At 64.2% G+C, this 21385-nt stretch carries 24 protein-coding genes; 9 read left to right on the top strand and 15 right to left on the bottom strand.

The window, feature by feature from the left end; translation table 11 throughout:
* Positions 1-5: 5 nt before the first annotated feature.
* Positions 6-635 carry an alpha/beta hydrolase gene (locus RTW82_RS00355; protein ID WP_316923948.1) on the bottom strand — a complete coding sequence of 210 codons (630 nt, stop codon included), beginning with the start codon at positions 633-635 and terminating at the stop codon, positions 6-8.
* 126 nt (positions 636-761) lie between these two features.
* Between RTW82_RS00355 and RTW82_RS00360 the strand changes: the two genes are divergently transcribed.
* Positions 762-1202, top strand: a complete 441-nt coding sequence (locus tag RTW82_RS00360; RefSeq protein WP_021217856.1) for a YhcB family protein — start codon at positions 762-764, stop codon at positions 1200-1202.
* Positions 1203-1338: 136 nt separating this feature from the next.
* On the opposite strand, the gene cysN is transcribed toward RTW82_RS00360, so the two are convergent.
* The 4 genes from cysN to RTW82_RS00380 form a co-directional block, all read right to left on the bottom strand.
* Positions 1339-3237: a sulfate adenylyltransferase subunit CysN gene (gene cysN / locus RTW82_RS00365; RefSeq protein ID WP_021217855.1), complete on the bottom strand. Its 1899-nt coding sequence runs from the start codon at positions 3235-3237 to the stop codon at positions 1339-1341.
* Between the two features lie 59 nt (positions 3238-3296).
* Positions 3297-3641 (bottom strand): four helix bundle protein, encoded by a 345-nt coding sequence (locus RTW82_RS00370; protein WP_043241457.1) that lies wholly within the window; start codon positions 3639-3641, stop codon positions 3297-3299.
* 50 nt (positions 3642-3691) lie between these two features.
* Entirely contained in the window at positions 3692-4609 is a 918-nt protein-coding gene (gene cysD, locus RTW82_RS00375) for a sulfate adenylyltransferase subunit CysD (RefSeq protein ID WP_021217853.1), read from the bottom strand.
* 152 nt (positions 4610-4761) lie between these two features.
* Positions 4762-5520, bottom strand: coding sequence for a Nif3-like dinuclear metal center hexameric protein (locus RTW82_RS00380; protein WP_184488694.1), 759 nt, complete (start codon positions 5518-5520; stop codon positions 4762-4764).
* A gap of 112 nt (positions 5521-5632) precedes the next feature.
* Between RTW82_RS00380 and algW the strand changes: the two genes are divergently transcribed.
* The 3 genes from algW to RTW82_RS00395 all read left to right on the top strand — a co-directional run bounded on the left by algW (position 5633) and on the right by RTW82_RS00395 (position 9747).
* Positions 5633-6790 carry a Do family serine endopeptidase AlgW gene (gene algW / locus RTW82_RS00385; RefSeq protein ID WP_021217851.1) on the top strand — a complete coding sequence of 386 codons (1158 nt, stop codon included), beginning with the start codon at positions 5633-5635 and terminating at the stop codon, positions 6788-6790.
* Positions 6791-6918: 128 nt separating this feature from the next.
* Positions 6919-9006: a TonB-dependent siderophore receptor gene (locus RTW82_RS00390; RefSeq protein WP_316923949.1), complete on the top strand. Its 2088-nt coding sequence runs from the start codon at positions 6919-6921 to the stop codon at positions 9004-9006.
* Positions 9007-9018: 12 nt separating this feature from the next.
* Positions 9019-9747, top strand: coding sequence for a DUF4198 domain-containing protein (locus RTW82_RS00395; protein ID WP_316923950.1), 729 nt, complete (start codon positions 9019-9021; stop codon positions 9745-9747).
* Positions 9748-9822: 75 nt separating this feature from the next.
* Here RTW82_RS00395 and hisC read toward each other — a convergent pair whose 3' ends face one another.
* The 10 genes from hisC to RTW82_RS00445 form a co-directional block, all read right to left on the bottom strand.
* Positions 9823-10875, bottom strand: coding sequence for a histidinol-phosphate transaminase (hisC, locus tag RTW82_RS00400; protein ID WP_316923951.1), 1053 nt, complete (start codon positions 10873-10875; stop codon positions 9823-9825).
* Positions 10876-10877: 2 nt separating this feature from the next.
* On the bottom strand, positions 10878-12191 hold the full coding sequence (gene hisD / locus RTW82_RS00405; protein ID WP_316923952.1) for a histidinol dehydrogenase: 1314 nt from the start codon (positions 12189-12191) through the stop codon (positions 10878-10880).
* 119 nt (positions 12192-12310) lie between these two features.
* Positions 12311-12946, bottom strand: coding sequence for an ATP phosphoribosyltransferase (hisG, locus tag RTW82_RS00410; RefSeq protein ID WP_316923953.1), 636 nt, complete (start codon positions 12944-12946; stop codon positions 12311-12313).
* Between the two features lie 85 nt (positions 12947-13031).
* Positions 13032-14297: a UDP-N-acetylglucosamine 1-carboxyvinyltransferase gene (gene murA / locus RTW82_RS00415; protein WP_043241471.1), complete on the bottom strand. Its 1266-nt coding sequence runs from the start codon at positions 14295-14297 to the stop codon at positions 13032-13034.
* Between the two features lie 23 nt (positions 14298-14320).
* Entirely contained in the window at positions 14321-14560 is a 240-nt protein-coding gene (locus RTW82_RS00420) for a BolA family protein (RefSeq protein WP_021217844.1), read from the bottom strand.
* A gap of 109 nt (positions 14561-14669) precedes the next feature.
* On the bottom strand, positions 14670-14978 hold the full coding sequence (locus RTW82_RS00425; protein ID WP_021217843.1) for a lipid asymmetry maintenance protein MlaB: 309 nt from the start codon (positions 14976-14978) through the stop codon (positions 14670-14672).
* Entirely contained in the window at positions 14971-15618 is a 648-nt protein-coding gene (locus RTW82_RS00430; RefSeq protein ID WP_316923954.1) for an ABC transporter substrate-binding protein, read from the bottom strand. The genes RTW82_RS00425 and RTW82_RS00430 overlap by 8 nt, the downstream gene beginning before the upstream one ends.
* An 11-nt stretch (positions 15619-15629) precedes the next feature.
* Entirely contained in the window at positions 15630-16097 is a 468-nt protein-coding gene (mlaD, locus tag RTW82_RS00435; RefSeq protein ID WP_316923955.1) for an outer membrane lipid asymmetry maintenance protein MlaD, read from the bottom strand.
* Positions 16097-16894, bottom strand: a complete 798-nt coding sequence (gene mlaE / locus RTW82_RS00440; RefSeq protein ID WP_021217840.1) for a lipid asymmetry maintenance ABC transporter permease subunit MlaE — start codon at positions 16892-16894, stop codon at positions 16097-16099. The genes mlaD and mlaE overlap by 1 nt, the downstream gene beginning before the upstream one ends.
* Positions 16894-17703, bottom strand: coding sequence for an ATP-binding cassette domain-containing protein (locus RTW82_RS00445; RefSeq protein ID WP_021217839.1), 810 nt, complete (start codon positions 17701-17703; stop codon positions 16894-16896). Before RTW82_RS00445 ends, mlaE begins: the two co-directional genes overlap by 1 nt.
* Positions 17704-17947: 244 nt before the next feature.
* Between RTW82_RS00445 and RTW82_RS00450 the strand changes: the two genes are divergently transcribed.
* From RTW82_RS00450 to lptB, 5 genes are read left to right on the top strand one after another with little or no spacing between them, the layout of a single operon-like run.
* Entirely contained in the window at positions 17948-18922 is a 975-nt protein-coding gene (locus RTW82_RS00450) for a KpsF/GutQ family sugar-phosphate isomerase (protein WP_021217838.1), read from the top strand.
* Positions 18923-19447: a KdsC family phosphatase gene (locus RTW82_RS00455; RefSeq protein ID WP_043241476.1), complete on the top strand. Its 525-nt coding sequence runs from the start codon at positions 18923-18925 to the stop codon at positions 19445-19447.
* Between the two features lie 8 nt (positions 19448-19455).
* Positions 19456-20028, top strand: a complete 573-nt coding sequence (gene lptC, locus RTW82_RS00460; protein WP_043241479.1) for an LPS export ABC transporter periplasmic protein LptC — start codon at positions 19456-19458, stop codon at positions 20026-20028.
* Positions 20015-20560 carry a lipopolysaccharide transport periplasmic protein LptA gene (lptA, locus tag RTW82_RS00465; RefSeq protein WP_021217835.1) on the top strand — a complete coding sequence of 182 codons (546 nt, stop codon included), beginning with the start codon at positions 20015-20017 and terminating at the stop codon, positions 20558-20560. The genes lptC and lptA overlap by 14 nt, the downstream gene beginning before the upstream one ends.
* A complete protein-coding gene (gene lptB / locus RTW82_RS00470; RefSeq protein ID WP_021217834.1) occupies positions 20560-21285 on the top strand; it encodes an LPS export ABC transporter ATP-binding protein in 726 nt (241 codons plus the stop codon). The genes lptA and lptB overlap by 1 nt, the downstream gene beginning before the upstream one ends.
* Positions 21286-21385 lie beyond the last annotated feature (100 nt).

Raw genomic sequence — 21385 nt, forward strand, 5'->3', positions numbered from 1 at the left:
CGGGGTCAGAGGCGCGGCAGGACCAGATCCTTGAGATCGGTCAGCTTGCCGTGAAAGAAGTGCCCGCATTCTGCCACTTTCAGCAGCTCATGGGGGCGTTGCAGGGAGGCGGACCAGCCATACACGGCCTGAGGCTCGACCACCTCGTCGGTGTCGGGCTGGATCACCGTCATCTCGCCGCGCTCAGGCAGCGGAGTGGCGTCGGTCAGGCGCATGACCGCCGGCGCCACCATGAACAGGCGAGGCACTTCGATGCCCTGGCGCTCCAGACGGCCCGCCAGGCTTGCCGCAACGAAACCACCGAAGGAGAAACCAAACAGGGTCAGCGCCAGTTCCGGACGCTGGGAGCGGAACCAGTGGGCAGCGGCTTCGGCATCATCCACCTCGCCGGTGTTCATATCATGGCTGCCGGCACTGGCGCCGACACCGCGGTAATTGAAGCGCAGGGTGCCGTATCCGGCATCGCGAGCGGTGCGCTGCAGGGTAGAGACCACCTTGTTGAGCATGGTGCCGCCCTGGATCGGGTTCGGATGGCAGATCAGCGCCAGCCCCTTGGCATCGGGCAGGTCGAGGTGAAGTGCTTCCAGCTGGCCACTTGGCCCCTGGAGCAGAATGGGATTTTCACGATTGGACAACGGGAACTCCGTGACCCCGGACCGGGTCGACTCGTCTTGGTTAAGCACCACAGGGCTTGCGTCGCGGTATACAGCGCGGATTCGAGCCGTTAACGTAATGCAAAGCTGCTTATAGAGGAAGGACTCGTGGAACAGTCGCTCACGGCCTGGTTGTTGCCAGCACTCGCCCTGCTCGCCGGTATCGGCATCGGTTTTCTGGTCGCCCGACTGCTGCCCGGCACCGCGCCGAATCGCACGCAGCGTCAACTGGATGATCTGCAGGCACGCTTCGATACCTATCAAAGTGAAGTGGTCACCCATTTCAACACCACTGCCAACCTGGTGAAGAAGCTCACCCAGAGCTACCAGGACGTGCAGGAACACCTGTCCGACGGCGCCAGCCGGCTAGCCCTGGACGAACTGACCCGCCAGCGCCTGCTCGCCGCCCTGCACACGGACGACGCCCCCGGCCCGCGCGAGCGCCTGACCCCGCCGCGCAGCCACGAGGCGCCGAAGGACTATGCACCCAAGTCCACCGACGGCCCGGGCACCCTGGACGAAAACTTCGGGCTCAAGGGCAAGTACTGAGCACTGGATGAGTCAACGAAAAGCCCCGCCTAGGCGGGGCTTTTTCATGCCGGGAAACGTCCCGGGTTCCACGTCAGGCCCAACACCGGGCCAAAAAAAGCCCCGCATCAGCGGGGCTTTTTCATCAGCGATGCGATCAGATCGCGCCGCGGCTACGTAGCAGGTCGAGCACGGCCTTGACTCCCTCTTCCACCGACTGGCTCTGGGTGTCGATCACCAGGTCGGCATTCAGCGGCACGTCGTAGGGGAAGGATTCACCGGGGATGTTGTCCTGGTCGGCCGCGTACAGCCCTTGCGGGTCACGCTCGCGGCAGATCTGCGGGGACGCCTGGACGTATACGGTGATCAGGCGATCGTTGCCGATCAGCACCTTGGCCTGCTCGCGGCCTTCCGCATCCGGGGCCACGAAGGCCGCCAGGGTCAGCAGGCCGGCTTCGTTGAACTGACGCGCCACGTGGGCAGCACGGCGCCAGTTCTCGGTGCGCCCGGCGCGGTCCTGCGGCAGGCCCTTGTTCAGGTCGTGACGCAGGTTCTGGCCATCGAGGACGTAGACCGCACGGCCCATGTCGAACAGCTTGCGCTCCACGGCATAGGCCAGGGTGCTCTTGCCGGCGCCGGAGAGGCCGCTGAACAGCACAGTGGCCGGCTTCTGGCCAAAGCGTGCAGCACGCTCCTCGGTGGAAACGTGGGCGGACTCACCATGTACGCCCTGGCCGCCAGCGGCAACCGGGGCAGCGATGATCATGCCCGCGCCAACGGTGCCGTTGGTGAGGCGGTCGATAACGATGAAGGCGCCGGTGGTGCGGTTGCTTTCATAGCCGTCGAGGGCGATGGGTGCGTCCAGGCTGATCTTGACCTTGGCGATCTCGTTCAATTGCAGGTCGCTGCCGGCCCCCTCTTCGAGGGTGTTCACGTCCACCTTGTGGGCGATGCTGGCGATGGAGCCCGGCACGTAGCTGGTGGCGCGCTTGATGTCGTATTTCTTGCCCGGCAGCATCGGCTCCTCGGACATCCACACCAGCATGGCGTCGAAACCGTCGGTGACCTGCGGGCGGTTGTCGGCATGCACCAGCATGTCGCCGCGGGAAACGTCGATCTCGTCTTCCAGGGTCAGGGTGATCGCCTGGCCGGGGCCGGCCTGCTCCAGCTCACCCTCGAAGGTGACGATGGACTTGACCTTGCTGCCCTTGCCCGACGGCAGCACGACGACTTCATCGCCCTTGTGCACGACACCGCTGGCGAGGGTGCCGGCGAAGCCACGGAAGTTGAGGTTGGGGCGGTTGACGTACTGCACCGGGAAGCGCATGTCGGCGAAATTGCGGTCGCCAGCGACTTCGACGGTCTCGAGGATCTCCATCAGCGACTGGCCGGTGTACCAGGGCGAGCGCTCGCTCTTGTTCACCACGTTGTCGCCCTTCAGCGCCGACATCGGCACGAAGTGGATGGACGTCGGGTTGAGCTTGATGCGCTCGGCGAACTGCAGGTAGTCGGCCTTGATCGACTCGAACACGCCTTGGTCGAAGTCCTTCAGGTCCATCTTGTTGATGGCGACGACGATGTGCTTGATGCCCAGCAGGGAAGCGATGTAGCTGTGGCGGCGGGTCTGGGTCTGCACGCCGTAGCGGGCGTCGACCAGGATGATCGCCAGGTCGCAGGTGGAGGCACCAGTGGCCATGTTGCGCGTGTACTGCTCATGGCCAGGGGTGTCGGCGATGATGAATTTGCGTTTGGCGGTGGAGAAGTAGCGGTAGGCGACATCGATGGTGATGCCCTGCTCGCGCTCGGCCTGCAGGCCATCCACCAGCAGCGCCAGGTCCACTTCGTCACCGGTGGTGCCGACCTTCTTGGAATCGCGGGTGATGGCTTCCAGATGGTCTTCGTAGATCATCTTGGAGTCGTGCAGCAGGCGCCCGATCAGGGTGCTCTTGCCGTCGTCGACGTTGCCACAGGTGAGAAAGCGCAGGAGTTCCTTGCGCTCGTGCTGGGCCAGGTAAGCGAGGATGTCCTGGCTGATCAGATCGGATTGATGGCTCATTGCGTTCTCCGAGCTGGAAGCTTGAAGCCAGAAGCTTGAAGCCTACAGCGAGCGAATAATCAGTCTTGGCGTATAACGCGAATCAGGCTGGACAACATGGCTGCGATCTCCTGGGTTTCCCGTATAGAGGCTCTTGCGAACATCTTCGGCACGAAGCCGACTTCCTGGCCTATATACAACTGAGTCCTCAGCTCCGCGCAGGAGCCTTTGGCAATCAGCAGGAACCTGACTCTCTCGCGACTACCTTCCCGGCTCATGCCCTCGGCAATATTGCTCGGTATCGAAAGCCCCGCACGAGTGATCTGGTCCCGGAATCCCCAGTCCTCCAGATTGCGCAACTGTCGGTAGAGCTCTACCGAGAGTCGCGCAGCCCTTTTCCATACATCCAGCTTCTCGAAATTCATGCAGCACTCCCTGCTGCTACAGCTTCAAGCTTCCGGCTCTCAGCTTTCGGCTAGAAATACCCCTGCCGCTTTTTCTCTTCCATCGAACCGGCGCCGTCATGGTCGATGACGCGGCCCTGGCGTTCGGACGTTCGGGTCAGGAGCATTTCCTGGATGATGTCGGTGAGGCTGGTGGCCTCCGACTCGACCGCGCCGGTCAGCGGGTAGCAACCGAGGGTGCGGAAACGCACCATGCGCTTCTCGATGCGCGCCTTCTCTTCGTCCGAGAGGTGCTCGAGGATGCGGTCGTCGTCGATCATGATCAGCGTGCCGTTTTTCTCGATGACTTCGCGCTCGGCGGCGAAGTACAGCGGGACGATCGGGATCTGTTCCAGGTAGATGTATTGCCAGATGTCCAGCTCGGTCCAGTTGGACAGCGGGAAGACGCGGATCGACTCGCCCTTCTTCACCTTGCCGTTGTAGACGTTCCACAGCTCGGGGCGCTGGTTTTTCGGGTCCCAGCGGTGCTTGCTGTCGCGGAAGGAGTAGACGCGCTCCTTGGCGCGGGACTTCTCCTCGTCACGACGGGCACCACCGAAGGCAGCATCGAAGCCGTACTTGTCCAGGGCCTGCTTGAGGCCCTCGGTCTTCATGATGTCGGTGTGCTTGGCACTGCCGTGGGTGAAGGGGTTGATGCCCTGGGCCTTGCCCTCGGGGTTCACGTGGGTGATCAGCTCGAGGCCCAGGTCGGCGACCATCTTGTCGCGGAACCGGTACATCTCCTGGAACTTCCACTGAGTGTCGACATGCATCACCGGGAACGGCAGCTTGCCCGGGAAGAAGGCCTTGCGCGCCAGGTGCAGCATGACGGCGGAGTCTTTGCCGATGGAATACAGCATCACCGGGTTATCGAATTCGGCGGCCACCTCACGAATGATGTGGATACTTTCCGCCTCCAGCTGTTTCAGGTGCGTCAGTTTGTCGAGCATGGCTACTCACGGATTTCTTATCTGATACAACGGCCTTCGGGCCGTGGACGAGCGCGCACTCTAGCACAGCGCATTCTTCTATTCAGGGGCGCACTTAGAACGAAACGATCTAGCTTTATACCTGCTGGAACGGGCCTTCCAGCGCCCCTTTCCTAGATGGGATTGGGGCAGTCGATGAACAGGTGTTCGATGGCGAAACGCCGCGCCAGGTAATCACCCAGGGCCTGCACGCCGTAGCGTTCGGTGGCGTGGTGGCCGGCAGCGATGAAGCTGATGCCGTTCTCGCGAGCGCTGTGGAAAGTCTGCTCGGACGCCTCGCCGGTGAGGTAGAGATCGACGCCGGCGGCGATGGCCGTATCGATGTAGCCCTGGCCGCCGCCGGTGCACCAGCCGATGCGGCGGATCATCCCGGAGCCTTCCACCAGCAAGGGCTCGCGGCCCAGTACATCCTGTACGCGGCGAGCGAAATCGCGCGGTGTGAGCGGTTCGGCGAGGGAGCCGATCAGGCCGACGGTGCGCGGGTTGTCCGGCTCCAGCGGTCCTTCGACGGTGATGTCCAGTTGACGGGCAAGCTGCACGTTGTTGCCCACTTCCGGGTGCACGTCCAGGGGCAGGTGATAGGCCAGCAGGCTGATGTCATGGGTCAGCAGGGTCTTCAGGCGACGCTGCTTGATACCGACCACGCAGGGGTTCTCGCCCTTCCAGAAATAACCGTGGTGGACCAGCACCACATCGGCCTCGGCTTCCACCGCGGCATCCAGCAATGCCTGGCTGGCGGTGACCCCGCTGACGATGCGCCGAACCTGTGGCCGCCCCTCGACCTGGAGGCCGTTCGGGCAGTAGTCCGAGATACGCGAAGCCCCGAGAAAGCGCTCCGCTTCCTCCACCAGGGTGGTCAGTGCAATGGCCATCTGCCTCTCCTCATAAGCTGCTGAGAGCGGCTATTTTATTGGCGGCCGCCCCGTATAATGGCGCCACCTTAAGGGGCACCCTCGCCCCTCGCAACCCTCAGGACTCCCCTCGATGCTCAAGGCCCTGCGTTTCTTCGGCTGGCCCCTGCTTGTCGGCGTACTCGTAGCACTGCTGATCATCCAGCAATACCCCGAACTGGTCGGCCTGCCCCGCCAGGAAGTGCACCTCCAGGAAGCCCCCCGTTACAGCCTCTCGCGCCCGGGCCCGGAGTCCTATGCGGAAGCGGTGAACAGCGCCTCCCCCGCCGTGGTCAACCTGTACACCACCAAGGTGGTGAGCAAGCCGGCGCATCCGCTGTTCGAAGACCCGCAGTTCCGCCGCTTCTTCGGTGACAACCTGCCGCGCCAGCGGCGCATGGAGTCCAGCCTCGGCTCGGCGGTGATCATGAGCCCCGAGGGCTACCTGCTGACCAACAACCACGTCACTGCGGGCGCCGACCAGATAGTCGTGGCCCTCAAGGATGGCCGCGAGACCCTGGCACGCCTGGTGGGCGGTGATCCGGAGACCGACCTCGCGGTGCTCAAGATCGACCTGGACAACCTGCCCGCCATCACCCTCGGCCGCTCCGACAACATCCGTATCGGCGACGTCGCCCTGGCCATCGGCAACCCCTTCGGTTTCGGTCAGACCGTGACCATGGGCATCATCAGCGCCACCGGCCGCAACCAGCTGGGCCTCAATACCTACGAGGACTTCATCCAGACCGACGCGGCGATCAACCCGGGCAACTCCGGTGGCGCCCTGGTGGATGCCAACGGCAACCTGATCGGTATCAACACCGCGATCTTCTCCAAGTCCGGCGGCTCACAGGGCATCGGCTTCGCCATCCCCACCAAGCTGGCCCTGGAAGTCATGAAGGCGATCATCGAGCACGGCCAGGTCATCCGTGGCTGGCTGGGCATCGAGGTGCAGCCGCTCACCCCCGAGCTGGCCGAGTCCTTCGGCCTCGAAGGGCGCCCGGGCATCGTCGTCGCCGGCATCTACCGCGACAGCCCGGCGCAACGCGCCAACCTGCAGCCCGGCGACATCATCCTCAGCATCGATGGCGAACCCGCCGGCGATGGCCGCCGCTCGATGAACCAGGTGGCCCGCACCAAGCCCGGCGAGAAAGTCAGCGTCAAGGTCATGCGCAACGGCAAGGAGATCGACCTCTCCGCCGAAGTCGGCCTCAGGCCACCACAGCAAACCGCTCCCGCGGACAATAACTGACCCGAACGGCGCCTGATGGCGCCGTTCTTCATTTCGCCCCCCGCTCCATGAAATCGAACCTGGCAGGTGAAAGATGAAAAAATAAAATGTTATGTTATTACATCTTTAAACCCTGAGACCCACCGACAATGAAGTCCCGCACCCTCGCCTCGGCCGCCGGCCTGGCGCTCGGCCTGGCCAGCAGCAATTCCCTCGCCGCACCACTGGAACTCGAAGAGATCACCATCGAATCCCGCCACGAGCGCGCCGACGGTCCCGTCACCGGCTACCGCGCCACCCGCTCGGCGAGCGCCACCCGCACCGACTCCGACCTGCGTGACATCCCCCAATCCGTGGCAGTGGTGCCCGCCCGGGTGCTGGAAGACCTCAACACCACCCGCATCGACCGCGCCCTGGACTTCGCCGGCGGTGTATCCCGGCAGAACAACTTCGGTGGCCTGACCTTCCTCAACTACAGCGTGCGCGGCTTCACCACCGGCGAGCTGTACAAGAACGGCTTCGCCATCAACCGTGGCAGCTACAGCTCGCCGGACGCCTCCACCATCGAGCGCATCGAAGTACTCAAGGGCCCGGCGGCCAGCCTCTACGGACGTGGGGACCCGGGCGGCCTGGTCAATATCGTCACCAAGAAGCCCGAGGAGGAAGCCTTCGCCCGCTTCAGCGCCAGCGCGGGCAGCTGGGACCGCTACCGCAGCAGCCTCGACGTCAACACGCCGCTGGACGACGCCGGCACCCTTCTGTCGCGCATCAACCTGGCGGTGGAGGACAACCAAAGCTTCCGCGATCACGTCGGCAGCGAGCGCGTGGTAGTCAGCCCCTCCCTCAGCTGGCAGCTCAGCCCGGATACGCGCCTATTGATCGAGAGCGAGTTCGTGCGCCACGAGTCGGTGTTCGATCGCGGCATCCCCGCTCCGGGCAACCAGCTCGGCTCGGTCAAGCGCTCCACCTTCCTCGGCGAACCCAACGACGGCGAGATCCGCAACCGCAACCAGATGCTGCAGGTCAGCCTCGAGCACTACCTGAACGAGGACTGGAAGCTGCGCCTGGCCAACCACTACGCCCAGGGCCACCTGGCCGGCGATTCTTCGGAAACCTCGCGCCCGTCCGGCGACATCGTCAGCCGCTTCTATCGCCAGCGCGATTTCGAATGGAACAACAGCATCACCCAGGCCGAACTGCACGGCACCTTCGCCACCGGCACCTGGCGGCACCAGACGCTGATCGGCCTGGAGTACGAGAACTACCGCAACAGCCAGAAGTACCCCCAGAGCGACACCCTGTTCAGCTACGGCCTGGATATCCACAACCCCGTATACGGCCAACCCAAGCCCGCGCTCACCCGCAAGAACGACTTCTTCGAGCGGGTGGAAAGCCATTCGCTGAACCTGCAGGACCAGATCGCCTTCACCGATCGGCTGCGCGGCTTGGTGGGCGTGCGCATCGAGCGCTTCGAGCAGGCAGCCCTGGACCGCTCCACGCGCATCCGCAACGCCCAGCACAAGGATGTGGTCACGCCGCGCCTGGGCCTGCTCTACCAGCTCACCCCGGAAGTCGGGGTGTTCGCCAATGCCTCCGCCTCGGTGAAGCCCAACGCCATCAGCAGCCGCGGCACCGTGTTCAAGCCGGAGAAGGGCGTTGGCTATGAGAGCGGGGTCAAGCTCGACCTCTTCGAGGGCCGGCTGGGCGCCACCGCCGCGCTCTTCCATATCGAGAAGGAGAACGTGCTCACCGCCGACCCGAACGACCCCAGCCAAAGCATCGCCGCCGGCAAGGCCCGCAGCCAGGGCCTCGACGTGCAGGTCGCCGGCCAGCTCAGCGACGCCTTCCGCCTGATCGGCGCCTACGCCTATATCGATGCCGAGGTGACCGAGGACAACACCCTGCCCGAAGGCAGCCGCCTGCTCGGCATCGCCAAGCACAGCGGCAGCCTGATGGGCGTCTACGAGTTCCAGGACGGCTGGCTGCGCGGTTCGGACGTGGGCGCCGCAGCCAACTACGTGGGCGACCGCTCCGGCCAGGCCGGCAGCCAGTTCGAACTGCCCGCCTACAGCACCCTCGACCTGCTCGCCCATTACAAGGCCAGCGATGACCTGAGCATCGGCCTGAACCTCAACAACGTCTTCGACCGCAAGTACTACGAGCGCTCCTACAACAACGTCTGGGTGCTGCCGGGCGACCCGCGCAACCTCACCCTCAGCCTGACCCTCAACCTCTGACAAGGACTCCCCATGCGACTCCACAGCAAACTGCTGCTCACCGCCGCCCTCGGCGCCCTCCTCGCCGGCCAGGCCCAGGCCCACGGCCTCTGGACCGAACAGCGTCGCGGAAACATCGAAGTCATCTACGGGCACGGCGCCGAGGACGATGCCTTCAAGGCCGAGAAGGTCAGCGGCGCCTGGGCCTACGACAAGGCCGGCCGGATGATCCCGGTCACCGTCCAGCGCCTCGACGACCACGCCCGCCTGCAGCCCCTCAAGCCGCCGGCCAGCCTGGCCGTGGCGCTGGACAACGGCGCCTGGTCACAGACCGCCGACAAGCAGTGGATCAACAAGGGCCGCGATCAGGTGAAGGGCGCTGTCGCCTCCATCCATACCTGGAAGTACAGCCTGGCGGTCTACCAGGAAAGCGCCAAGCTGCCGGCACTGGAGCGCGTGCGCCTGGTCATCGTGCCGCAGGTCGATCCGCTCGGCGTCGGCCCCGGCAAGCCGCTGCCGGTGCAGGTGCTGCTGGACGGCAAGCCCGCAGCCGGCATCGAGCTGTACGGCGACTACCGCAGCGACCCGCATACCGTCAGCGCCACCACCGACGCCCAGGGCAAGGCCAAGGTGCTGGTACGCAACGCCGGCCTCAACGTGATCGCCGCACAGGCGACGCTGAAGACCGACAAGGACCCGGAAGCTGAGGAGCACGGCTTCTTCACCTCGCTGACCTTCATTGGCGAAGCCCATCACGAGTGAGCGGCAGCAGCCGTTGAAGCATGAAAAAAGCCGAGGCGGTTTCCCGTCTCGGCTTTTTCGTTCATGACAGCGGAATCAGGCGGCGTCGAGTGCATCCAGCAGCGCCTGGTTCTGCTCCGGCGTGCCGATGGTAATGCGCAGGAACTGGGCGATGCGTTCCTGCTTGAAGTGACGCACGATCACGCCCTTCTCGCGCAGGCCGGCAGCGATGCCCGCCGCATCCTTGCCCGGGTGACGGGCAAAGATGAAGTTGGCCGCCGAGGGCAACACCTCGAACCCGCGCTTGACCAGTTCGCTCACCACCCGCTCGCGGCTGTCGATGACCTTGGCGCAGGTCTGCTCGAACCACTCGCGGTCCTCGAACGCCGCAGCGGCGCCGACTATGGCCATGCGGTCCAGCGGGTAGGAGTTGAAGCTGTTCTTGATGCGCTCCAGGGCCTCGATCAGGTCCGGGTGCCCCACCGCCAGGCCCACGCGCAGGCCGGCCAGGGAGCGGGACTTGGACAGCGTCTGGGTGACCAGCAGGTTCGGGTAGCGGTCCACCAGGGCGATGGCGCTCTGCCCGCCGAAATCGATATAGGCCTCGTCGACCACCACCACCGAATCCGGGCTGCCCTGCAGCAGCTTCTCCACCGCCTCCAGTGCCAGCAGGCAGCCGGTGGGGGCGTTGGGGTTGGGGAAGATGATGCCGGCGTTGGGGCGCGCGTAGTCTTCGACGCGGATCTGGAACTGCTCATCCAGCGGCAACGCTTCGAAGGGGATGCCGTAGAGGCCGCAGTAGACCGGGTAGAAGCTGTAGCTCACGTCCGGGAACAGCAGCGGGCGGCCATGCTGGAACAGGCCGTGGAAGATGTGCGCCAGCACCTCGTCCGAACCGTTGCCGACGAACACCTGGCCGGTTGTCACGCCGTAGTACTCCGCGACGGCCTGCTTGAGGCGGTCGCTGTTCGGGTCCGGGTACAGGCGCAGGCTGTCACCCAGCTCCGCCTGCATGGCGGCGATGGCCTTCGGCGAAGGCCCGTAGGGGTTTTCGTTGGTGTTCAGCTTCACCAGGTTGGCGATCTTCGGCTGTTCGCCCGGAACGTAGGGCACCAGTTCCTTGACGAAGGGACTCCAGAATTTGCTCATCATCATTCTCCCTTGATCCGGTATTCGGCGCTGCGGGCGTGGGCGGTCAGCGACTCGCCACGGGCCAGCACGGACGCGGTCTTGCCCAGCTCGGAGGCACCCTCTGCAGAGCAGAAGATGATCGACGAGCGCTTCTGGAAGTCATACACACCCAGCGGCGAGGAGAAACGCGCGGTGCCGGAGGTGGGCAGCACGTGGTTCGGGCCGGCGCAGTAGTCGCCCAGCGCCTCGGCGGTATAGCGGCCCATGAAGATGGCGCCGGCGTGGCGGATCTGCGGCAGCCAGGCCTGCGGGTCGGCGACCGACAGCTCCAGGTGCTCGGGGGCGATGCGGTTGGCGACGGTGATCGCCTGTTGCATGTCGGCGACCTGGATCAGCGCTCCACGACCGGAGAGGGAGGTGCGGATGATTTCGGCACGCTCCATGGTCGGCAGCAGCTTCTCGATGCTGGCGGCCACCTTGTCGAGGAACTCGGCATCGGGGCTGACCAGGATGGATTGGGCGTCTTCGTCGTGCTCGGCCTGGGAGAACAGGTCCATGGCGATCCAGTCCGGATCGGTCTGGCCGTCGCAGACCACAAGGATCTCGGAGGGGCCGGCGATCATGTCGATGCCGACCTGGCCGAAGACGTGACGCTTGGCCGTGGCGACATAGATGTTGCCGGGGCCGACGATCTTGTCCACCTGGGGCACGCTCTCGGTGCCATAGGCCAGCGCGGCGACCGCCTGGGCCCCGCCGATGGTGAAGACGCGGTCGACGCCGGCCACGCAGGCGGCGGCGAGGACGATCTCGTTGATCTCGCCACGAGGGGTCGGCACCACCATCACCACTTCGGCGACGCCGGCGACCTTGGCCGGGATGGCGTTCATCAGCACGGAGGACGGGTAGGACGCCTTGCCGCCGGGAACGTACAGGCCGGCGCGATCCAGCGGGGTGACCTGCTGGCCCAGCACGGTGCCGTCGGCCTCGGTGTAGGTCCAGGAATCCTGCTTCTGCTTCTCGTGGTAGAGGCGCACGCGTTCGGCGGCAGTCTCCAGGGCCTTGCGCTGCTCGGCGGTGATGCGGGTCAGCGCCAGTTCCAGGCGCTCGCGCGGCAGGATCAGGTCGGCCATGGAGTCCACGGTCAAACCGTCGAAGCGCTGGGTGAACTCGACCACGGCGGCATCGCCACGCTCACGCACGGCCTTGATGATGTCGAGTACGCGCTGGTTGACCGATTCGTCGGATACGCTTTCCCAGCTCAGCAGATGATCCAGATGACGGGCGAAGTCCTGATCAGCGGCATTGAGTCGGCGAACAGCGGTTTGAACGGTCATAGCGGGCCTCGTTATTGGCAAATGCTCGGGCGCCGCTAGAGTAGCAAGCCCACCGTGCGGGCACCCGAGATTATTGGCTATGACACGGATAGGCGGATGCGGCCGGAGCCGCATGGGTGTCAGTCGTGGTGTCGCGACTCGACGGCCTGGCGCAGGGTGTCGATCAGCGCCTGGATACGGGCGTGCTGCATCTTCATCGAGGCCTTGTTGACCACCAGGCGTGAGCTGATGGTGGCGATCATTTCCTGGGGTTCCAGGCCATTGGCGCGGAGGGTGTTGCCGGTGTCGACCACGTCGATGATCTTGTCGGCCAGGCCGACCAGCGGGGCCAGCTCCATGGAGCCGTAAAGCTTGATCACTTCGACCTGGCGGCCCTGCTCGGCGTAATAGCGCTTGGCGACGTTGACGAACTTGGTGGCAACGCGCAGGCGCCCTTTGGGCTCGGGCACACCGATCGCGCCAGCGGTCATCAGCTTGCAGCGGGCGATGCGCAGGTCCAGGGGCTCGTACAGGCCCTGGCCACCGTACTCCATCAGCACATCCTTGCCGGCCACGCCGAGGTCTGCCGCGCCTTGCTCGACATAGGTCGGCACGTCGGTGGCACGGACGATCAGCAGGCGCACGTCATCCTGGGTGGTGGGGATGATCAGCTTGCGGCTCTTGTCCGGATTCTCGGTGGGGACGATGCCCGCTTCCGCCAGCAGCGGCAGGGTGTCGTCGAGGATGCGGCCCTTGGATAACGCGATGGTGAGCATGGAACTGGATGTCCTTGGCTTCGGCCCTCTGCGGGCCCTTGAGGGAGCGTGCGGGCCGACCGCTGACGGTCGGCCCGAGCTTCACCTAACCCGGCACGCGGCGGATCTTGGCGCCGAGCAGCTGCAGTTTTTCCTCGATGCACTCGTAACCACGGTCGATGTGGTAGATGCGGTCGATCAGGGTGTCGCCCTCGGCAACCAGGCCGGCGATGACCAGGCTGGCCGAAGCCCGCAGGTCGGTGGCCATGACCGGAGCGCCCTTGAGCTGCGGAACGCCGGTGACGATGGCGGTGTTGCCCTCGACCAGGATCTGCGCGCCCATGCGGTTCATTTCGTAGACGTGCATGAAGCGGTTTTCGAACACCGTCTCGATGACCGCACCGGTGCCTTCGGCCACGGCGTTCATGGAAATGAATTGGGCCTGCATGTCGGTGGGGAACGCCGGGTACGGCGCAGTGCGCACGTTGACCGCTTTCGGGCGGTTGCCCTTCATGTCCAGCTCGATCCAGTTGTTGCCGGTGCTGATGTGGGCACCCGCCTCTTCCAGCTTCAGCAGCACGGATTCGAGGATGGTCGGATCGGTGTCCTTGAGCTTGACGCGGCCGCCGGTGGAGGCTGCGGCAACCAGGTAGGTGCCGGTCTCGATGCGGTCGGGCATCACGCTGTAACGCGCACCACCGAGGCGCTTCACGCCGTCGATGATGATGGTGTCGGTGCCGGCGCCCTGGATCTGCGCGCCCATGGCGATCAGGCAGTTGGCCAGGTCGACCACTTCCGGTTCACGTGCGGCGTTTTCCAGCACGGTACGGCCGTTGGCCAGGGTAGCGGCCATCATGATGTTCTCGGTACCGGTCACGCTGACGGTATCGAAGAAGAAGTGCGCGCCACGCAGGCCGCCGGCCGGAGCGCGAGCCTTGATGTAGCCGCCGTCGACGTCGATCAGCGCGCCCATGGCTTCGAGGCCACGGATGTGCAGGTCGACCGGGCGGGAACCGATGGCGCAGCCGCCGGGCAGGGCCACTTCGGCTTCACCGAAGCGCGCGACCATGGGGCCGAGCACCAGGATCGAGGCGCGCATGGTCTTCACCAGCTCATAGGGCGCGACCAGGGTCTTGATGGTGCTGGCGTCGACTTCGACGCTGAGCTTCTCGTCGATCACCGGCTGCACGCCCATGCGACCGAAGAGCTCGATCATGGTGGTGATGTCGTGCAGGTGCGGCAGGTTGCACACGGTGACCGGGGTATCGGCCAGCAGGGTGGCAGCGAGGATCGGCAGGGCCGAGTTCTTGGCGCCCGAAATGCGGATTTCGCCATCGAGGCGTTGGCCGCCGGTAATAATCAGTTTATCCATTTGGAATCTCGTCGCCCGTAGGCTCAGGAACGCTCGGCCCAGCCAGCGAGGCTGAAGAATTTCATGGTGACCGCGTGGATGCTGCCATTGGCGATCCAGGCGTTCAGATGGGCATAAACCTGCTGCTGGCGCTTGACCGGGCTCATGCCAGCCAGCTCGTCGCTGATCAGGTTCAACTGGAAATTGCAGCCTTCGCCTTCAACTTCCACCTGGGCTCCGGGCAGCTTAGCCTCCAGGAGGTTCTTCACTTCTACGGCCTGCATGCTCAACCTCAATCGGCGCCCTACGCGCGCGGGTCGGCCATGATACAAAAAAGCCCCCCGCCTGCGAACCCCGCGCGCGCAAGGTCAGACGGAGGGCTTTCGACTGTCTTCACACTTCCAGCGGCAGCAACTCGTCGAGCCCGGAGACGCCGGCGATCTGCCGCATGTCCTCGGGCAGCGCGCGGATGGTCAGCGTCTTGCCGGCCTTTCGCGCGTCGCGCATGAAGGCCAGCAACAGGGAAAGACCGACGCTGCTGGACTTCAACACGCCCGAACAATCGAGCACCAGGTCTGCCATGCCGTGTTCGCGAATCATCTTCGCGCCCGTCTCACGCAGCTCTGGCCCGCTACGGAAATCCAGCACGCCGGAGAGTTTCAGCTCCCCGGCGGTACCGGCTGTCAGTGCAGCTTCACTCATGACCGGCGGCCTTCTGGCCTTCCTCGGTCTGCTTGGCCTTGGCCACCACTTCGGCCCAGCCGTTGATGGTCTTGTCCAGGTCGTTGCCGTTCTTCTGCATGGTGTCGGCGAACTGGTCGCGGAACAGCTTGCCGATGTTGATGCCGTTGATGATGACGTTCCGCAGCATCCACTGGCCATCGATATTGACCATGGTGTACGACACCGGATAGACGGTGCCTTTGCTGTCCTTCACTTCCATACCGACGCTGGTGCGCTCCGGGTCTTCCTGCTTGCCGGGCAGCACGCGGATGTCCTGGTTGTCATATTCCAGCAGGGCGTTGCCATAGAACTGCATCAGGCTGCGCTTGAAGTTCTCCTGGAAGCGGGTCATCTGCTCCGGGGTGGCCTTGCGGGAGTACTTGACCGTCATGATGCTGCGGGAAATGCCGTCGGCATCCACCACCGGGCCGAGGATGTTGTTCAGCGAGTCATAGAAGGCACCGGGGTTGCTGCGGTACTGCTGCTTGTTGGTCTTGAGGTCGCTGAGCAGCTTGTCGGTGGTCTGCTGCACCACGTCGCGCGCGCTGGGCGCCGCGTTGGCCAGCAGGGGCAGCGCGGCGAGCAGAACCAGCAGGCCGTTACGCATTGCTTTGATCATGTCGAAGGTCCTCACTTGCTTTCCTTATTGACCGTATTGAGCAGGAACTTGCCGATCAGGTCTTCGAGCACCAGCGCTGACTGGGTGTCGCGGATGGTGCCGCCGTCCTTCAACAGCTGGTCGTCGCCACCAACGCTGATACCGATGTACTTCTCGCCCAGCAGGCCGGCAGTGAGGATGGAGGCCGTGGAATCGGTCGGCAGGTTGTCGACGCGCTTTTCCAGCTCCATGGTGACCCTGCCGGTGTAGCTTTCGCGATCCAGGTCGATGGCGGTGACCTTGCCGATGGTCACACCGGCCATGGTCACTTTGGCTCTGACAGTCAAACCGGCGATATTGTCGAAGTGGGCGTAAACTTTATAGGTTTCGCTGGCGCTGCCGACCGACAGGCCGCTCACCCGCAAAGCCAGCAGCAGCAGGGCGAGCAACCCGGCCAGCAGGAACAGGCCGACACCAATTTCCAGGGTGCGGATTTGCATCAGAAATCTCCAAACATCAAGGCGGTCAGGATGAAGTCGAGCCCCAGCACGGCCAGCGAGGCATAGACCACGGTTTTAGTCGTTGCGCGGCTGATCCCTTCGGAGGTCGGCTCGCAGTCGTAACCCTGGAACACGGCGATCCAGGTCACCACGAAGGCGAAGACCATGCTTTTCAGCACGCCGTTCAGCACGTCTTCGGTGAATTCGACACTGTTCTGCATATTGGCCCAGAAAGAGCCATCGTAAACACCCAGCCAATCGACGGCGACCATCGCGCCGCCCCAAATGCCCACCACGCTGAAGATCATCGCCAGCAACGGCATGGAAATGAAGCCGGCCCAGAGCCGCGGGGCGATGATGTACTTGAGCGGGTCGACACCGATCATCTCCAGGCTGGAGAGTTGCTCGGTGGACTTCATGTTGCCGATCTCGGCCGCCAGGGCGGAGCCTGCACGACCGGCGAACAGCAACGCGGTGACCACCGGGCCGAGCTCGCGCAGCAAGGTCAGGGCGACCATCTGCCCGACCGCCTGCTCGGAGCCGTATTCCACCAGGATGTTGTAGCCCTGCAGGGCCAGCACCATGCCGATGAAGACACCGGATACGACGATGATCGGCAGCGACAGCACGCCGACGAAATACAGTTGTTTGATCAGCAGCTGGAATCCAGCCCCGGTGCCGGTGCGCCCGAACATGGCACGCAACAGGAACAGGGTGGAGCGGCCCAGCGCTTCGACCACGTCCAGGCCGGCGCGCCCGAGCAGGCGGATGCGCTCGAGCGGAGACTTCTTGCGCATCAACGCTCTCCCAGCAAATCGTTGCGGTAATCGGGTGCCGGAAAGTGGAAGGGGACCGGCCCGTCGGGAATGCCTTTCATGAACTGGCGGATCCTCGGGTTATCCGACTCCATCAACTCTTTGGGGGTGCCCTGCCCCAGCACCTGGGCATCGCCGACCACATAAAGATAGTCAGCGATGCTGGCGGTCTCCGCCAGGTCGTGGGAGACCACGATGCTGGTGATGCCCAGGGCATCGTTGAGCAGGCGAATCAAACGCACCAGCACGCCCATGGCAATGGGGTCCTGGCCGACGAAAGGCTCGTCGTACATGAGGATCTGCGGGTCCAGTGCGATGGCCCGGGCCAAAGCCACGCGACGCTTCATACCGCCGGAGAGTTCATCCGGCATCAGCTCGATGGCGCCACGCAGACCAACCGCCTGCAGCTTCATCAGGACAATGTCACGAATCATTTCCTCGGGCAGCTTGGTATGCACCCGCAGGGGAAAGGCGACGTTCTCGAACACATCGAGGTCAGTGAACAGCGCGCCGCTCTGGAACAGCACACCGAACTGCTTGCGCATGTCGAAGAGGTCGGCCCGGGAAAGCTTCGGCAGGTTCTGGCCATTGACCCAGACTTCGCCGGCCGCAGGCTTGAGCTGAGCGGCGATGAGGCGCAACAGGGTGGTCTTGCCGCAGCCGGACGGCCCCATGATCCCGGTGACCTTGCCGCGCGGGATGCGGATATCGACATTCTGAAAAATACTGCGTGTGCCGCGCTTGAAGGTGACGCCCTTCAACTCCACGGCGTAAGCGTTATCAGCGCTCATCTGTACTCCTTGCGATGCGGCCATCCCTGCAGAAGACGTCGTCTCCAGCGGCCGGGACACGATGCCTGAGGGGTGGCCGAACAGGCGGCGAACTATAGCATCGCAGCACTATGCCACCCAAGGCCGCGCCAGCCATTGTTCAGGGCTGCGACAGGTTTCTCCTCGGCGGGATGCGATGGAGGGTGAGCGAACGACTCTTTGCCGGTATAATCCCCGCCTTTTCCTCGGCAACTGCACTCTCCACATGAGCCAGTCCAGCGATCTGATCCAATCCGCACACCGCACCATCCGCCTGGAACGTGAAGCCATCGACACCCTGCTCGGCAGGATCGACGACGACTTCGTCCGCGCCTGCGAGCTGATCCTCGCCTGCAAGGGCCGCGTCGTGGTGGTGGGCATGGGCAAGTCCGGCCATATCGGCAAGAAAGTCGCCGCCACCCTGGCCAGCACCGGTACGCCTGCGTTCTTCGTCCACCCGGCCGAAGCCAGCCATGGCGACATGGGCATGATCACGCCCGACGACGTCGTGCTGGCCCTCTCGAACTCCGGCTCCACCGCCGAGATCGTCACCCTGCTGCCGCTGATCAAGCGCCTGGGCATCACCCTGATCAGCATGACCGGCAACCCGCAGTCGCCGCTGGCCAAGGCCGCCGAGGCCAACCTCGACGCCCGCGTCGAGCATGAGGCGTGCCCGCTGAACCTGGCGCCGACCTCCTCCACCACCGCATCGCTGGTCCTGGGCGACGCCCTGGCAATCGCGCTGCTGGAAGCCCGCGGCTTCACCGCCGAGGACTTCGCCTTCTCCCATCCCGGTGGCGCCTTGGGCCGTCGCCTGCTGCTGAAGGTGGAAAACATCATGCACGGCGGCGATAGGCTGCCCCGCGTCGAACGCGGCACCTCCCTGCGCGACGCCCTGCTGGAGATGACCCGCAAGGGCCTCGGCATGACCGCGGTACTGGAGAGCGACGGCAAGCTGGCCGGGATCTTCACCGACGGCGACCTGCGCCGCACCCTGGACAAGGGCGTCGACGTCCGCCAGGCCAGCATCGACGAAGTCATGACGGTCCACGGCAAGACCGTGCGCCCCGACATGCTCGCCGCCGAGGCGCTGAAGATCATGGACGACCACAAGATCAACGTGCTGGTGGTGGTGGACGACAGCGACACCCCCATCGGTGCCCTGCACATCCACGACCTGACCCGCGCCGGAGTGATCTGAATGAGCGACGATCTGCTACAGCGCGCCAAGGCCATCCGCCTGGCGGTCTTCGACGTCGACGGCGTTCTCACCGACGGCAAGCTTTACTTCCTGGTCGACGGCAGCGAATTCAAGACCTTCAATACCCTGGACGGCCACGGCATCAAGATGCTGATCAACTCCGGGGTACGCACCGCGATCATCTCCGGCCGCAGCACTCCCGTGGTCGAGCGACGTGCCCGCAACCTGGGTATCCAGCACCTCTATCAGGGCCGCGAGGACAAGATGGTGGTACTCGATGAACTGCTGGCGGAGCTGGGCCTCGAATACGCACAGGTGGCCTACCTCGGCGACGACCTGCCCGACCTGCCGGTGATCCGCCGGGTCGGCCTGGGCATGGCGGTGGCGAGCGCTGACGGCTTCGTCCGCCAGCACGCCCATGGCGTCACCCAGGCACGTGGCGGCGAAGGTGCCGCCCGCGAGTTCTGCGAACTGATCATGCGAGCCCAGGGCAGCCTCGACGCTGCACAGGCCGCCTACCTCTAGGTCCGCCCATGTCGAAGAACTTCCGCCTCGCCCTGATCCTGATTCCGGTCGCCGCCCTGCTGATCGCCCTGGGCTACTGGAACATTCGCCCGGAAAGCTTCATGGAGCGCCAGACAACTGCCCCCGCAGACGAGAACGCCATCGACTTCTATGTGGTCAATGCCACCAGCGTGCAATATCAGGAAGACGGCAAGCGTCACTACGAGATGACCGCTGCCAAGCTCGAACACGTCAAATCGAGCGACACCACCCTGCTGACCAATCCCGACCTGCAGCTCTACCGCGGCACCGAGTTCCCGTGGCACGTACAGAGCGAGCGAGGCGAAGTCGGCCCAGAAGGTGAACAGGTGGAGCTGATCGACAAGGTCCGCGTGGAGCGCACCGACGCCAAGGGCCGACCAACCATTCTCACCACCAGCCGCCTGACCGTGTTCCCGGACAGGGAATATGCGGAAACCCAGCAAGCCGTTAGAATCGACGCCGCCAACGGGGTTACCACGGCACAAGGAATGAAAGCGTACTTGAATGACAGCAGGATGATCCTGCAGTCCAACGTAAGAGGCCAGCATGAGGTTCGTTAAAACCCTCCCCCTACTGCTCAGCCTGGGTGCCGCACTCGGAAGTGCCAGCGCCTGGGCGCTGCCCAGCGACCGCGATCAGCCGATCCGCGTCCAGGCGGACAGCGCCGAACTCGATGACAAGCAGGGCGTGGCGGTCTATCGCGGCGACGTGGTCATCACTCAGGGCACCCTGAAGATCACCGGCGACACCGTGACCATCACCCAGAACGCCCAGGGCGAGCTGGAAGTCTTCACCTCGGTCGGCAAACCTGCCTACTACGAGCAGAAGCCTGCGGTGGACAAGCAGATCGTCAAGGCCTACGGCATGACCATCCAGTACTTCGCTGCCAACGAGCGCATCGTGCTGATCGACCAGGCCAAGGTGATCCAGGAAGGCAACACCTTCGAAGGCGAGAAGATCGTCTACGACACCCAGCGCCAGATCGTCAATGCAGGCCGCGCCACGGGCACCAACGTCGGCACTCCGCGTCCGCGCATCGACATGGTCATCCAGCCGAAGAAGAAAGAGCAGCAAGCGGGACAAGCAGAGTAATGGCGACCCTCAAAGCCCAGCACCTGGCGAAGAGCTACAAGAGCCGCCAGGTCGTTCGTGATGTCAGCCTGTCCATCGACAGCGGCCAGATCGTCGGCCTGCTCGGCCCCAACGGTGCCGGCAAGACCACCTGCTTCTACATGATCGTGGGCCTGGTGAAGGCCGATCAGGGGCGTGTGCTCATCGACCAGCAGGATGTCACCCACCAGCCCATGCACGGTCGCGCCCGCGCCGGTATCGGCTACCTGCCCCAGGAAGCCTCGATCTTCCGCAAGCTCAGCGTGGCCGACAACATCATGGCCATCCTCGAGACCCGCAAGGAGCTCGACCGCGCCGGCCGCCATCGCGAGCTGGAGAGCCTGCTGCAGGAATTCCACATCAGCCACATCCGCGACAGCATCGGCATGAGCCTGTCCGGTGGTGAGCGTCGTCGCGTGGAAATCGCCCGCGCCCTGGCCACTGCCCCCAAGTTCATCCTGCTCGACGAACCCTTTGCCGGTGTCGACCCGATTTCCGTGGGCGACATCAAACAGATCATCCATCATCTCAAGGCCAAGGGGATCGGCGTGCTGATCACCGACCACAACGTCCGCGAGACGCTGGATATCTGTGAAACCGCCTACATCGTGAATGATGGCCAGCTCATCGCCGAAGGCAGTGCAGAAGAGATCCTGGCCAACCAACTGGTCAAGGAAGTCTACCTGGGGCACGAATTCCGCCTCTGACGGACCAGCCCTGCGCGCAAAATGTTGCGGGCAGTAGAAAAATCATTCAAGGTCAGGCATATAATTTGCTTCCTGGTGGCGCCTCGGCGCCCTGTAGTGG

The organism is Pseudomonas sp. zfem005 (genome assembly GCF_032621735.1).
Lineage (GTDB): Bacteria > Pseudomonadota > Gammaproteobacteria > Pseudomonadales > Pseudomonadaceae > Metapseudomonas > Metapseudomonas solani.